The organism is Streptomyces sp. MAR4 CNX-425, assembly GCF_048656465.1.
Classification (GTDB): Bacteria; Actinomycetota; Actinomycetes; order Streptomycetales; family Streptomycetaceae; genus Streptomyces.
On record NZ_JBMDLF010000010.1, the window covers coordinates 169,887 to 184,402 of the forward strand.

A 14,516-nucleotide genomic window follows, 5' to 3' on the forward strand; every position below is an offset into this window, starting at 1 on the left:
GACCCGACCGACCCCGTCCGGACTGAGGTGGCCGAGTGACGACCGCACACCGCACCTGGGGCCGCGCCGAGCAGCAGGACTTCCGCAGCCGGGTGCGCGGCTGCCTGCTCGGCGGCGCGATAGGCGACGCCCTCGGCGCCGGCGCGGGCGCGGGCGGCGACGCCGACTTCGCCCCCGCCTACGGCCGCCGCGGCGCGGTCACCGCCGGCACCCAGATGGCCCTCTTCACCGTCGACGGCCTGATCCGCGCCCAGGTGCGCCGCGACGGCGGCCGGTGGCACCCGCCGACCGACGTGCACGCCGCGCACCGCCGCTGGTACGCCACCCAGAAGGACTGGGGCCCCGACGAGCGCAAGGCCGAGGACGGCTGGCTCGCCCGCGAGGAGTGGCTGTACGCGCCGCGCGGCGCGCCGCGCTCCTGCCTGCGCGGCCTGGCCGACGACCGCATGGGGACGCTGCAGAAGCCCCGCAACCCGGAGGCGAAGGACCCGGGGGCCGTGGTGCGTTCCGCGCCGTTCGGGCTGCTGGTCGGCTGGGAGCCGCAACTGGTCTTCCAGCTCGCCGCCGAGTGCGCCACGCAGACGCACGGCCACCCCACCGGCTATCTGGCGGCGGGCGCGTACGCGGTCGTGGTCCACGGCCTCGCCCGCGGGGACGCCCCGGAGGCGGCCGCCGGGCGGGCGCTGGAGATCCTCGCCGGCCGCCCGGGCCACGAGGAGACGACGGCGGCCGTACGCGCCACGCTCGACGCCCGCCGGCCGGGGGGCCCGCCGGAGACGGCCGCGGGGGCGGTCTCCGTGGCCCTGCACTGCGCGCTGGCGGCCACCGACGTACGCCACGGCCTGCTGCTCGCCGTCGGCGACGACGCCTCCGGCGGCGGCGACGGCGACCCGCACGTCACCGGCTCCCTCTGCGGCGGCCTCCTCGGCGCACAGCACGGCGAGACGGCGCTGCCGCCGGCGTGGGTGGCGGAGGTCGAGGGGCGCGGCACGCTCCTGCAACTCGCGGACGACTTCGCGCTGGAGATGACCCTCGGCCCCGCGCTCCACGGCGACGCGGCACCCAATGAGGCGTGGCTGCTGCGCTATCCGCGCTGAAGCCCGAGCCCGAGCCTGTGCCTGTGCCGAAGCCGGAGCCTGCGCCGAAGCCGGTGCCGGAACCCGCGCCGAAAAAGGCCGGGCCCTCTCGGCCGGGACGGCGAGCCAGTCGAGAGGGCTTGCGGTGGTGCCTGAGCGGTTCGTGCCCTGTTACGTCACCCGGTCAGCCACCCGTTCACTCAGTCCGCGCGGAAGGCGCCGCCCGCCACCCCGGCCACGAACGCGGCCCACGAGTCGGGGCCGAAGTCCAGCACAGGCCCGTCGGGGACCTTGGAGTCCCGCACCGATACCTGTCCGGGAGCGGTCGAGCGCACCTCGATGCACTCGCCGTTGCCGGCGGAGTACGACGATTTGGTCCAGGCGCCGGTGGCGCCGATTTCAATTGCCATGTTCTCTCCGGTTTTCTGGAGGACTCAACTTCTTCCCTGCCCCGTTCCAGGCCGGAGGGAGTGCCGACGCCCCGGCCCGACGCCGAGACGCTACCGCCCGCCCGCGCACCGGTAAGGGGGCATTCACTCAACCGGATGGTGAGAGGGCGGCTGCTCTTCCTGGGCGCCCCGGTACGGGTGTACTGTGCCCCCGTTTCGGGATACCCGGCGGAGCGCACGATTATCAGCGGGCGTACGTCTTCGCCGCGTCTGCGATGAATTTCCGGGTCTGCTCGGGATTGAGGGCCTGTGCCCGCAGATGCTCGTACATCATGCTGTAGTTGTGGACGTCCTCGCTCTTCTCCAGGTAGAGATCGCTGGTGACGCCCTCCAGATAGATCACGCTGGAGTCGGACTCCTCGGGGAACTCCAGGACCGCGTACTGCCCCGTCACCCCCGGGTGCGCGCCCGTCTCGAACGGCAGCACCTGCACGGTGACGTGCGGCAGCTCCGACACCTCCAGCAGGTGCTCCAACTGCTCCCGCATGATCTGCTTGTCGCCCACCACGCGCCGCAGCGCGGCCTCGTCGAACACGGCCCACAGGCGCAGCGGCTGCTCCGTCTCCCGTATCCGGTCCTGCCGCCGCATCCGGATGCTGACCCGTTTCTCGATGTCCGCCGCGGTCACCTCCGGCGAACTGCCGGCGATGACGGCCGCCGCGTACGCGCGCGTCTGAAGCAGCCCCGGAACGATGAGCGACTGGTAGATCCGCAGCGAGGCGGCGGCGGTCTCCAGGCCGATGTAGACGCTGTACGGGACGTCGCCGAACGCGTTCCACCAGCCCTGCTGACGCGATTCCTTCGCCATCTGCATCAGCGAGTTGACGATGCGCTCGTCCTCCACCTCGTACACCCCGCACAGATCGCGTACGTCCCGCTGGCTGATGCTGCGCCGGCCGTTCTCCAGCCGGCTGATCTTCGACTGCGACACGAGCAGCCGGTCGGCGACCTGTTCCGCGGTCATGTTCTTCTGCTCGCGCAGTCTGCGCAGTTCCTGGCCGAGTCGGCGGCGCCGGACGGTGGGGTTGACGTTGGACGCCAAGGGAGTTGCACCTCCGGGTGCGTAATCCGCGTACGGACGTATCTCATTACTGGGTGCAGCCTGCCACCGACAGAGCGTGCGTCGCTGCGATCATCGCGAATTCGCCGCAGAGGGCAAGGATTTGGCCCACAATGTGCGCCGCGCGTGACCCGGGCGTGACCCGGGGCCGGCCGTGGCCGCGCGGGAACGCACGGCAGGACCCCGCCGGTCGAGGCCACTCGACCGGACAGGGCCCTGCACTGCGGCTCCCGGTCCGTCCCGGCGCGCCGCGGCGCGACTCCTCGCCCGTACGCGCACAGGTGCGGTACGGGCGGGGTGTCGCCCGCGGCCGCCGGGCGGGCTCAGCGCACCGCGGCCGTCCGGATCATCCCCGCGCGGCGGGACCCCGCGGGAACACCGGCCGGCTGCGCGACCGCCGGCGGACGGGCCGCGGGACGGCCCCCTCCGGGGCTGCGCCGCGGCTGAGCGGTGACGCCGTTCTGCACGTCCAGCACGGCGTGCGCCACCAGACCGCCCATCGGGTCGTGCCTGATCAGATCCCGGAGCCGGGAGCGCGCGGAGCGCCCCTCGTTCCCGGGGTAGAGGTGCTTGCCGAGACCGACCGCATGGGCCAGCGCGGCGAGCGCCGCGGTCCGCGGATCCGGCGGGACGCCGGTGCGGATCGCGCTGTCCAGCCGGGCACGGATCTCCCGGCTGATGGCGTTGTCCGTCGCCTGATATCGAGTGGTGGGGAGTACCCCGCACATTTGGCTCTCCACGGCATGCACCATGCCGCAGCGCTCCAGATGGGCGAGATACGTCTGGCGCAACCCCAGACGTGGCCCGCCTATCCAGTTGACTGCGCGCACGGGACTGCCCCGGCGGCGCAGCAACTCCAGCGCCGTGTCCAAAGTGGGGTCCCCGGTCGGACGCGGAAGTATCACGGCGATACGATCCCCGTCCGGGGCTATTCGCCCGGCCAGAGCGAGCTCGACGAGCTGTGCTCCCGCCAGGCCGAGGTCGAGCGACTGCGGCTGTGCCGTGGTACCCGTGGCCGGGTCCAGTGCCAGCAGCAGAAGCTCCTCCGGAAGTGTTCTGCGGCTCCTGCCCATCCATGCCTCCCCGCGTGGATGAATGACAGGGTGACGCCTCTCACATCTGTCTGTCGAGAGTGCGTGGGCGCTTTGATCGGGAACCTGTAGGTATGTCGTTCTCGTCTCCCAGATGCGGGCGGGAGACGGCCGCGCCCCCGTAGGGTGGGTGGCCACGCCTGGTTGACGCGGTTGTGCGGTTGTGACGCAGGAGGAGGAAGTCGGTGGCGGTCGAGTCCCCCGGGAGGCCCGAGGAGCAGCAACCGTCGGGGTCGGCGACCGTGGACGAACGCGAGCCGCGTGACTCGCGCGGCGAACGCGACCCACGCCTGGCGTTCGCGTCCCCCACCGACAACGCCTCCGCCCCGGCGGAGGTTCCCCCGCAGGCGGCCGAACCGGCGGGCGGAGAACGGGAGAAGCCGGAGCAGAGCGCGGCCGACGCGGGCGGAGACCGCAAGCCGACGGCGGCGGGTCCGGCCGAGGCGGACCCGGCCGAGGCCGGTGCGCCGGCGGCGGGCGCCGGCGAGCCCGGGGAGCGGCCGGCGGCCCGCCCGAAAGCCGGGAAGGCGCCGGAGCGCGGGAGCGACGGCAAGGCGGCTGCGGAGGAGGGCCCGGAGGCGGCCGGTACGGAAGCGGGCGCCGACGCGGACGGGCCTGAGGGGGCGGCCGCGCCTGAGACGCCGAGGACGAAGGCCAAGGGCGGCTCCGGGACGAAGGACGGGGCGCAGAAGGCGTCCCGGCCGAAGGCCAAGCCCACGCGAGCGGGCGTCGGGACCGCCGGTGGGGGCGGAGCTGGTGCGACCGGCGGCGGCAAGCAGTCCCGGTCGGCGGACGCGGGTGGGCCCGGGTCGGCGGACGCGGGTGAGCCGGCGGAGGCCGGTGGCACCGGTGCGCGGACCGGCTCCCGGCCGAACCCCGCGGGTGCGGGCGAGGCGTCCCGCGGCGGCGGCTCCGGGGCGAAGAAGACATCCGGTTCGAAGAAGGCGCCCGCGGCCACGGCGAAGACGACCGCCGGATCGGCGGCGGACGGCGGCGGGCCCGGCGCGAAGGCGTCGCCCGAGCCGAAGGCCGAGACCGAGCCGAAGCCCACGGCCGCGCCGAAGCCCACGGCCGCGCCGAAGGCCAAGACCGAGCCCAAGCCCAAGGCCGAAGCCGAGCCGAAGGCCAAGGCCGCGCAGAAGCCCGCCGACGACGCCCCCAAGGCGGCACGGAGCGGCCCGGAGAAGGCGGGCGCCGAAGCCGAGGGCGACGACGCGACGACGGCGCCGCCCGGGCCGGACACCGCACCAGGGCCGAAGGCCGACGGTCCGGCAGCAGCAGCAGCAGCCGGCGAGCGCAGCGAGGCGGACGGGTCGGCCGCGGCCGACCCGCCGGCGGCGGGCTCCGGCGGGAAGCCGACGCAGCGGCCGAAGGCGAAGCCGCGAGCCGCCGCGGACGACGCCCCCGTTCTCGCGTCCGACGTCCCCGGTACCGGTGGGGCGGCGGCGCCCTCGTCCCGGCCTGAGGGGAAGCCGCGAGCCGCCGCGGACAACGCGCCCGTTCCCGCGTCCGACGTCCCCGGTACCGGTGGGGCGGCGGCGCCCTCGTCCCGGCCGGAGGCGGGTGGTTCGGCCGGAACGGGCGCGGCCCCCGGGGAGCAGACCGCGGACACGCCCGCGCCCGCACCACGGCCGGAGGCCCGGTCGGCGCCCGAGCCGGGCGTCACCACCGACGAGAACACCACGTCGCTGGTCGTCCCCAGGCCCGGCGCCCCGGACACCGGCGGGGCAGCCGTGCCGGCGCTCCGGCCGGAGGCCACGGACGCGCCTCCGGCGCGGCCTGGTGCGGCAGCCGGTGCGAGGGGCCAGGAGGGCGCTGGAGGGGCTCAGGGCGCCGCTCGTGGGGGCCGGGGGGCTCCGGGTGGGGCCGGGGTCTCTGAGGCTGCTGAGGCGGGCAAGGAGAGCGACCGTGCCTCGGACGGGGCCGACGACCCCGGTTCCCGTACATCCGGCGGCTCCGCCGGTGGCTCCGTCTCCGGCGTTGACGGCTCCGCTGTCGGCTCCGGCTCCGGCGGCTCGGCCTCCGGCGCCAAGGACTCCGCCACCGCCTCCTTCCGCCTCGTCGCCGACGCCGACGCCGCCAAGGCCGGCGGCGACGACCGGCTCCGTGCCGCCGTCGCCGCGTGGGTGACCGGCTCCGGCTCCACGGCCCGTACCGTCGACGACGAACCCAGCGACGCCGTGCCGGCCACCGCCGCGCCCGGCGGCGTCGAGGACGAACCCGCCGACGCCGTGCCGGACAGCGCCGACGTGGAGGACGAGAAGCGCGACGACCGCCACGACCACGACGACCGCCAGGGCCGCGACGGCCGCGACGGGACCTCCGCCGGCGCGCCCGCCGCCGGGCGGCTGTCCGGACCGGCCGGCAGCACCTTCGTGCCGCTCAAGCCCGACTCCGACCTGCCCGCCAAGCCCGCCGCGCCCCCGGCATCCCCCGCCGCGCCCCCGGCATCCCCCGCCGCACCCCCGGCGCCCCCCGCCACGCCCCCGGCGCCAGCCGCGCCAGCCGCGCCCGCCGCGCCCGGCGGCGGGCCCGCCGCGCCGCCCGGGTGGGAGCGGACCCAGCAGCAGCCGCTTCCCCCGTACGAGGAGAAGCGCCCGCTCGACCTGCTCGCCGAGCTGACCAACACCCCGCCGCCGCCCGAGACCCTCGCCCGTACCCTCGTGCGGCGCGTGAAGATCTGGACGCCGCTGGTCATCCTGCTCGCGATCGTCCTCGGCACGGTGCAGATGCTCCGCCCGCTGCCCGCCCCCACCCTGACCCTCACCGCCGCCCCCGGCTACACGTTCGAGGGCGGCGCCCCCGAGATGCCCTGGCCCACCGAGGGCCAGGCGTCCATAGACGTGGCCGGGCTCGGCAGCCTCGGTTCGTACGGGAAGCAGAAGCCCGTGCCGATCGGCAGCGTCGCCAAGGTCATGACCGCCTACGTCATCCTGCGCGACCACCCGATGAAGCCCGACGCCAAGGGCGCGAGCATCCCCGTCGACGACACCGCCGTCGAGGAGGCCGGTCTCAGCTCCGAGGGCGAGACGACCGTCGAGCTGGACCCGGGCTCCCGGCTCAGTCAGCGGGAGGCCCTCCAGGCTCTCCTCATCGCCTCCGCCAACAACGTCGCCCGCCTTCTCGCCCGTTGGCACTCGGACGGCGACGCGCAGGCGTTCGTGGACGAGATGAACCGGACCGCCGAAGAGCTGGGCATGGACGGCACCACGTACACCGACCCCAGCGGTCTGAAGGACACCACCGTCTCCACCGCCGAGGACCAGGTGATCCTGGGCAAGGCGGCCATGAAGGACCCGCTGTTCAAGCAGATCGTCGCCATGCCCGCCTACACCGACAGCCGGGGCGACGAACACGCCAACAGCAACAAGATGGTCCCGGTGCACGGCATCGGCATCAAGGTCGGCTCGACCACCAAGGCCGGCGGCAACTTTCTCTTCGCCACCGAGAAGAAGGTCGCGGGGGAGGTGCAGCTGATCGTCGGCGCGGTCCTCGGGCAGTACGCGGTGCCGCAGCTGCCGACCGCCATGGAGTTCGGCCGGCAGCTGATGGCGGCCGGTGAGGACGCGCTCACCGACATGACCGTCGTGAAGAAGGGCGACGTCGTCGGCGAGATCGACGACGGCCTCGGCGGCACGACGCCGGTCGTGGCGACGAAGGACGTCGTGGCACCGGGCTGGGGCGGGCTGAAGGTCGGGCTGGAACTCGGCACGGGCCGCTCCGGCGAGGTGCCGCACGAGGGTGCGAAGGGTGACGTGGTCGGAGAGTTGACGATGGGCTCCGGCCAGGGGGAAGTGCGGGTGCCGGTGGCGCTGGCGGAGGACCTGTCGGAGCCCGGGGCGGGGGCGAAGCTCAGCAGGCTCGGATAGCGCCGGGGGGTGTCGTACGCCCGTGCTAGCGTCGCTGTCACCGCCCCCGGGGACGTCGTAGGGAACACGGGGAGCCGAGGGAAGACGGAGAGTCGTCGCAGTGACCACCGTGCAGCCGGACCGTGAAGCGGCGGCCGGCAGCCGATCACGATCGGCAGCCGCCGCCGGAGCCGCGGAAGCCGCCGCTGCCGTGCCCGCTCCGGCGTCCGCGGACCCCGCGGAGAGCCTCGGCCCCGACCGCGAACCGGATGCGGAACGCGCGGCGGGCGGAGGCGCCACCGGCGCCGATGGCGGCGACAATACGGACGTGGGACGGGACGACGACGGCGCGGGCGCCACGCTCGACGGCGAGGACGCCGCTGCCGGCGCAGGTGACGGCGCCGGTGGCGGTGGCGGTGTCGCCGTCACCGGCCGCGCGCGCGGCGACGGTGACGCGGCCGGCGGGGCGGTGCGTACGGCCGCCGCGGGCACCGCCGCCCCCCGCCTCTCCCTCGCCGGCCGGCTGCGCTCCCGCCGGCCCGACTGGCTGTCCGACCGGCTCCGCTGGCTCGCCCAGCGGCCCGTGCTCACCACCCTCGTCTTCGCCGGCGTCCTGCACATCCTGTGGCTGCTGTTCCTCGCCAACGAGGGCGGCGACCTGGCCGCGCAGGACGCCTGGGCCGAGTTCGCCGGCCGCCACCCGTCGACGGCGTACAACTTCGCCTGGTACGGCGGCCTGCACCCCGTCTCGTACAGCGTCATCTCGCCGTACCTGATGGCCGTCCTCGGCGTCCGTACGACGATGGTCCTCGCCGGCACGCTGTCCGCCGGCGTGCTCGCGCTGATCCTCGCCCGCTGCCGCCAGGTGCCGCGCCCGCTGGTGCCGTCCCTGTGGGGCACCCTGGCGCTCCTGGGCAACGCGGCCTCCGGCCGCGTCACCTTCGGGCTCGGACTGCTCTTCGGGCTGGTCGCGATCGCGCTGGTGTTCCCGGGGGATGGCGACGACGCCGAGGACGGCGCCGCCGCGGGCGGCGGGAAGGGCCGGCGGCGCATCGGCGGCTGGCGGGGCACGGCGATCGTCATGTCCACCATGCTGTCGACCGCGGCCAGCCCGGTGGCCGGGCTGTTCGTCGGGCTGGTCGCCGGCGTGCTCTTCCTCCAGAAGCGGCGCACCGAGGCGTATCTGCTCGGGCTGGCGCCGCCGGTGGTCGTGGCGCTGTCCACCTGGCTGTTCCCGTTCCAGGGGACGCAGCCGATGCCGTGGATCTCCGCGGTGGCGCCGATGATCACCGCCGCGCTGATCTGGCTGATGGCGCCGGAGTCGTGGCGCACGGTCCGTATCGGCGCCGCGGTCTACTTCTTCGGGACACTCGCCTGCTGGGTCATCCCCTCGCCGATCGGCAGCAACGTCGAGCGGCTGGCGCTGATCTTCGGCGGCACGGTGCTGCTGGCCATCGCCCAGTCGGGGCCGCGGCCGGCTGCGCCGAAGGTGCTGCGCTCGGTCCTGGCGGTGTATCTGGCGTTCCTGTCCGTCACCGTGTGGGTGGTCGTCAAGCCGGTCGTCGACCTGGTGCTGACCAGCCCGGACGCGGCCTGGACGCGCGAGCTGGCGCCGCTGGTGGACCAGCTGAAGCAGGTGGACGCGGAGGCGGGCCGGGTCGAGGTGGTGCCGGTGCGCAGCCACCGGGAGGCGTCCGCGCTGTCGCCGTACGTGAGCCTGGCCCGCGGCTGGAACCGGCAGGCGGACCTGGAGCGGCACGCGCTCTTCTACGACGGCAGCCTGACGCCGAAGAAGTACCACGGCTGGCTGAAGCACTGGGCGGTGCGGTACGTGGTGCTCCCGGTGGAGGACCGGCCGGACACCGGGGCGCACGAGGAGGCGAAGATCGTCGCCAAGGGGCAGCCGTACCTGACGGAGATCTGGGCGGACTCCAACTGGCGGCTGTTCCGGGTGAACGACCCCACGCCGCTGGTCGAGGCGCCCGCGGAGGTACGGCGGGCGGACGAGGGCGAGCTGGTCATCGACGTGAAGTACGCGGGTCCCGTGCTGGTGCGGGTGCCGTTCTCGCCGTGGCTCGGGCTGGTCGACGAGGAGGGCGAGGGCGTCGAGCCGCCGCAGGTGCTGGAGGACGACGGCTCGGAGACGGACGTCGACGGGGTCCGGGAGTGGTCGGAGAGCGGGCAGCTGTACGTGAACCCGGAGGGCTGCGTGACGAAGGCCGGCGAGTGGACCCGGCTGCACGCGCCGCGCGCCGGCACGTACCGCATTTCGGCCCCGTACCAGCTGCCGCGCGGAACGCACTGCCCGGACTAGCGGCGGCTCCTACGGCGCGGCGGCGCCGTCGCCGGCCGGCTCCGCCCAGCCGCGCGCGACCGAGGCGCGGCACCCGCCCCGGCTCGTCGCCCGCGGCCGTGAACAGGGCCGTCAGCAGGGGTACGCCGTGGGCCGGTGCCGTATGCGGCAGCGGTCCCGCGGTGACCAGGTACCGGCCGTCGGCGTCGCGGGCGACCTGACCCGCGAGGAACACCAGCCGGGAGCGCTGCTGGGCGAGGGCGTGAACCGGGCGGCGGCCCGCCTCGGCGTCGACCCGGTCAAGCCGACCACCCTGCTGGGCGTCGCGGCCCTGGGGGAGCCGGACCTGCTGGTGGAGGTCGAGGCGACGGCGGTGCTGGAGTAGCGCCGGGCCGCGGCTCAGGGGCAGCCGGTGGTCCGGCCGCGGGTCGCCGGGCACCTCCGGTTGCGTACGGGAGGGCGGGCCGGGCGGGTCGGCGTGCCGCGGCGCGGCGGCGGGCGCCAGCAGCGGCGCGTCCGACACCGGCGAGAGTTCCACCAGCCACATGCCATCGGCGAACACCTCCTCGGCCCGCGCCCTGCCCGTGCGCCGACCGTGGGTCCAGTGTGGTGCGGGGAGGGGGCGGCCGGGGCGATTCCGTGGGAAATGGCGTTGCGGGGGTGGGGGCGGTGGTATAGGGCGGCGGGCGGGTGCCTTGCGGACCGCTTCTGACCGGAAGTGGCTCTACGGTCGGACGACCGGGCCGACCGGCGGCTGGCGAGTGAGGGGAGACGGCGGATGGGCGCGCGGACGATGACGTGGGGGCAGGCCAGCGCGCGACGGCTGGCGCGCAGCGGGCTGGCGGCCCCGGAGGCGCGTACGGGCCCCGCCACCGACCCCGCGCCCGCCACCGGCCCCGCGCCCGCCACCGGCCCCGCGCCCGCCACCGGCGCCGCGCCCGCCGCCGGACCCGCGCCCGGCGCTCACGCCGTCGACCGCGACCTGCCCGCCGGCACCCCCGCCGCCGTCCTGCGCACCCTCTGCGGCGCCCAGGCCCAGGTGCTCTCCGCCGCCGAACTCTCCGTCGGCATGCGCATCCCCGGCGCCACCCGCGCCGACGTCCGCCGGGCGCTGTGGGACGACCGCACCGTCGTCAAGACCTTCGGCCCCCGCGGCACCATCCACCTCCTCCCCGCCGCCGACCTCCCCCTCTGGACCGGCGCCCTCGGCGCGCTCCCGGCCGGCTCCGGCAACGGCGGCGGCACCCTCGGCCTGCTCACCCCCGACCAGGCCGACGCCGTCGTCGCCGCCGCGGCCGACGCCCTCGCCGACGCGGAGCTGACGGTCGACGAGCTGACCGACGCCGTCGCCGAGCGCGCCGGGCCGTGGGCGGCGGACCCGGTGATGGAGGCGTTCCAGTCGACGTGGCCGCGCTGGCGGGCGGCCACCGCGCTGGCCGCGCACCGCGGCGCCCTGTGCTTCGGCCCCAACCGGGGCCGGAAGGTCACGTACACGAGCCCGCAGCGCTGGCTGCCGGGCTTCGCCCCCGCGCCCCCGCACGCGGCGCTCGCCGTGCTCGTACGCCGCTACCTGCACGCCTACGGCCCGGCCACCCCGCAGGACTTCGCCCGCTGGCTGGCGGCCCCCGCCGGCTGGGCCCGGGACCTGTTCGCCGCGCGGGCCCGGGCCGGCGAGATCGAGCCGGTGGAGCTGGCGGGGGTGGCGTCGTGGGTGGTGGCGGGGGACACCGGGGTGCCGGAGGCGCCGGCCGAGCTGGCGCGCGGGGTGCGGCTGCTGCCGTACTTCGACGCGTACGCGATCGCCTGCCGCCCCCGCGAACTGCTCTTCCCCGGGCGCGCCTACGAGCGCGCCCTGGCCGGCGGCCAGGCAGGCAACTTCCCGGTGCTGCTGGTCGACGGCGAGGCCGCCGGCGTCTGGCACCAGCGCCGCTCGGGCCGCCGGATCGCCGTGACGGTCGAGCCGCTCGACCGGCTGCCGGCGGCGCGCGGGCGGGAGCTGGCGGGGGAGGTGGCGCGACTGGGCGAGATCATGGAGGGCCGTGCGGAGCTGACGGTGGGCCCGGTGACGGTGGGCCCGCACGCGTGACGGCGGCTCGGGGCGGGCCGCTTCGTGGGCCTCCCGACAGCCGCGGCACGGCGATTGTCAGAGCGGCGGCCTACCCTGGGGCGGGAGTGCGGGGAACGGTGCTTGCGTCAGCCGTCAGCCCCGGCCGCTCGCCCCCGACGGCCCGCCCCCCGATGCCCCGGCCCCCCGGCGCCCGGCCCCCGACGCTCAACCCGGCGCCCGGCCCCCCGGCGCCCGGCCCCCCGACGCTCGACGCCCCGCCCCCGCCCCCGCCCTCGTCCCGGCCGCTGCGCTCGGCCCGGGCCGGGCGCCACCGCCGGCCCCGACTCTCCGCGCCCCGCGCCGCCCCCGTCCTCACCCACGCCCGCGCCCTCGCGCCGCACGGCCCCCCGCCCTCACCCTCGTACGCGCGGCCGCACGGCCGCCCCGCCCCGGCGGGCTCAGCTCCGTACCGCCGCGCCGATCAGCTCCCGCTGGCCCGGCGCGAGGCTGCGCAGCCGGCGGCCGTCCGACAGCCCCAGCCGGGCCATCAGCTTCGCCGTCTGCGCCGGTCCCACCCCCGGCAGCGCCAGGAGGAAGTCCTTGGCCAGCATGTCCCCGGCCAGGGCGTCCCGCGCCGCCCGCTCCAGCGCCTCCACGCAGTCCACCTCCCCGCTCCTGATCGCCCGGACGAGCGCGGTCCGCGCCCGCTGGGCCTCAAGTGCCTGGTCCAAGGCGCGCGCACACTCCACAGGACTGCGCTGTCCCGGGATTTTCCTCAACGGCCCCATGCGCACTACTCCCCTCTAGCTCTTGCGACTTGAGGAGAACAGTAGCCGGAGTATCCGGATTTGCTCCGCCATTTGAGTGTGTGCCGCTAAAGTCAGCTGTGCTGACAAGCGACCGACTTGCGTGTTTAGTCGCGATGTCCGACGGTCTGCTGTACGTATCCACGGCTCCGCCGAACGGCTGACGGGCGCCGCCCCCCGCCCGGCCCCGCGCGCCCCGTACCGGCGACGCCTCCGCGCCGCGCCCGTACCGGCCCCGTACCGCGCCCGTGAGCCCCCGCGCTCCGGTGAGCCCCCCGTGGGCCCCGGCCGCGCCCCCGCCGCCTCGGACACCCGCGTCCGAATTCACCCGAAAGGAAAATCCGGCCCCCCGCGCCCCCGCCGCCCGCCGCGGACGGCCGCACGTGTTCAATGGTGGGTGCGGCGTCGCTCCGCGACGGGCGCCGGGAAGGAGCAGCACCACATGGACACCGCAGCCAGCGCAGCCACCGCAGCCGCCCCAGGCACCGCCGCGAGCGGCAGCCGGACCGACCTGGTCGAGGGCCTGATGGCCCGATTCCCGCACGTGCCCCGGGAAGCCGTGATCAAGGAGGACCTGCTGCGGGGCGGGATGGCCTTCGACGACTCCGCGCTCAGCGGCGCGGGCGAGGACGGCTCCGGCGAGGTGAAGCCGAAGTCGTACTTCATCTTCTCCTTCGACCACGGCACGCTCCCCGAGCTCGGCGCCGCCGCCCTCAACCGCCCGCCGGAGGAGGTCGTCCTCACCGGCGGCCCGTACGGGCTGCGCCGCACCGTCGTCTCCGTACGGGTCAACCCCTCCTCCCCGTACCGCGTCAAGCCCGGCGACGACGGCGCCCTCGGCCTCTACCTCGACGGCGTCCGCATCGCCGACGTCGGCCTGCCGCCGATGCCGGACTACTACCGGCACACGCTCGCCAACGGGAAGTCCGTCATGGAGGTCGCGCCCACGATCCAGTGGGGCTACCTCATCTACCTCACGGTCTTCCGCGTCTGCCAGTACTTCGGCGCCAAGGAGGAGTGCCAGTACTGCGACATCAACCACAACTGGCGCCAGCACAAGGCCGCCGGCCGCCCGTACACGGGCGTCAAACCGGTGGAGGAGGTGCTGGAGGCGCTGGAGATCATCGACCGGTACGACACCGCGAAGACCTCCACCGCGTACACCCTCACCGGCGGCGCCGTCACCCGCCACATCGGCGGCAAGGACGAGGCCGACTTCTACGGCCAGTACGCCCGGGCCATCGAGGAGCGCTTCCCCGGCCGCTGGATCGGCAAGGTCGTCGCCCAGGCACTGCCGAAGGCCGACGTGCAGCGCTTCCGCGACTACGGCGCGCAGATCTACCACCCCAACTTCGAGGTGTGGGACCGCCGCCTCTTCGAGCTGTACTGCCCCGGCAAGGAGCGCTACGTCGGCCGCGACGAGTGGCACCGCCGCATCCTCGACTCCGCCGACGTCTTCGGCCCGGCGAACGTCATCCCCAACTTCGTCGCCGGCGTGGAGATGGCCGAGCCGTTCGGCTTCACGACGGTCGACGAGGCCATCGCGTCCACCCGCGAGGGGCTGGACTTCTTCATGTCGCACGGGGTCGTGCCGCGGTTCACCACCTGGTGCCCGGAGCCGACGACGCCGCTGGGCAAGGCCAACCCCGAGGGCGCGCCGCTGGAGTACCACATCCGGCTGCTGGAGACGTACCAGGACGCGCTGGACACCCACGGGCTGTCGTCCCCGCCCGGATACGGGCCGCCGGGGGCGGGGCGCGCGGTGTTCTCGGTGAGTTCCTTCATGGACTCGATGCCGCTGCCGGACGACGCGACGGAGGCGGCCGTCCCGGCCACCCGCGGCTGA

9 protein-coding genes and 1 pseudogene are annotated in these 14,516 nt (G+C 75.4%); 6 read left to right on the plus strand and 4 right to left on the minus strand.

What is annotated here, in order from left to right:
• Positions 1-35: 35 nt before the first annotated feature.
• Positions 36-1,097, plus strand: a complete 1,062-nt coding sequence (locus ACHZ99_RS25885) for an ADP-ribosylglycohydrolase family protein (protein WP_420307148.1) — start codon at positions 36-38, stop codon at positions 1,095-1,097.
• 179 nt (positions 1,098-1,276) lie between these two features.
• On the opposite strand, the gene ACHZ99_RS25890 is transcribed toward ACHZ99_RS25885, so the two are convergent.
• The 3 genes from ACHZ99_RS25890 to ACHZ99_RS25900 form a co-directional block, all read right to left on the minus strand.
• A complete protein-coding gene (locus ACHZ99_RS25890; protein WP_420307149.1) occupies positions 1,277-1,486 on the minus strand; it encodes a DUF397 domain-containing protein in 210 nt (69 codons plus the stop codon).
• 223 nt (positions 1,487-1,709) lie between these two features.
• Positions 1,710-2,567 carry a helix-turn-helix domain-containing protein gene (locus ACHZ99_RS25895; protein WP_420307150.1) on the minus strand — a complete coding sequence of 286 codons (858 nt, stop codon included), beginning with the start codon at positions 2,565-2,567 and terminating at the stop codon, positions 1,710-1,712.
• Positions 2,568-2,908: 341 nt separating this feature from the next.
• Positions 2,909-3,658 carry a GOLPH3/VPS74 family protein gene (locus tag ACHZ99_RS25900; protein WP_420307151.1) on the minus strand — a complete coding sequence of 250 codons (750 nt, stop codon included), beginning with the start codon at positions 3,656-3,658 and terminating at the stop codon, positions 2,909-2,911.
• Between the two features lie 203 nt (positions 3,659-3,861).
• Here ACHZ99_RS25900 and ACHZ99_RS25905 point away from each other — a divergent pair, with 203 nt between their 5' ends.
• The 4 genes and pseudogenes from ACHZ99_RS25905 (at position 3,862) to ACHZ99_RS25920 (ending at position 11,903) form a co-directional block, all read left to right on the plus strand.
• On the plus strand, positions 3,862-7,545 hold the full coding sequence (locus tag ACHZ99_RS25905; RefSeq protein ID WP_420307152.1) for a D-alanyl-D-alanine carboxypeptidase: 3,684 nt from the start codon (positions 3,862-3,864) through the stop codon (positions 7,543-7,545).
• 307 nt (positions 7,546-7,852) lie between these two features.
• A complete protein-coding gene (locus tag ACHZ99_RS25910) occupies positions 7,853-9,838 on the plus strand; it encodes an MFS transporter (protein WP_420307153.1) in 1,986 nt (661 codons plus the stop codon).
• Between the two features lie 226 nt (positions 9,839-10,064).
• Positions 10,065-10,202, plus strand: a pseudogene (locus tag ACHZ99_RS25915) (RidA family protein); the annotation flags it as partial.
• Positions 10,203-10,595: 393 nt separating this feature from the next.
• Positions 10,596-11,903 (plus strand): winged helix DNA-binding domain-containing protein, encoded by a 1,308-nt coding sequence (locus ACHZ99_RS25920; protein WP_420307154.1) that lies wholly within the window; start codon positions 10,596-10,598, stop codon positions 11,901-11,903.
• A gap of 419 nt (positions 11,904-12,322) precedes the next feature.
• Here the strand turns inward: ACHZ99_RS25920 and ACHZ99_RS25925 are convergent, their stop codons facing one another.
• Positions 12,323-12,595, minus strand: a complete 273-nt coding sequence (locus ACHZ99_RS25925) for a hypothetical protein (protein ID WP_420307155.1) — start codon at positions 12,593-12,595, stop codon at positions 12,323-12,325.
• A 517-nt stretch (positions 12,596-13,112) separates the two neighbouring features.
• Here ACHZ99_RS25925 and ACHZ99_RS25930 point away from each other — a divergent pair.
• A complete protein-coding gene (locus ACHZ99_RS25930; protein ID WP_420307156.1) occupies positions 13,113-14,516 on the plus strand; it encodes a radical SAM protein in 1,404 nt (467 codons plus the stop codon).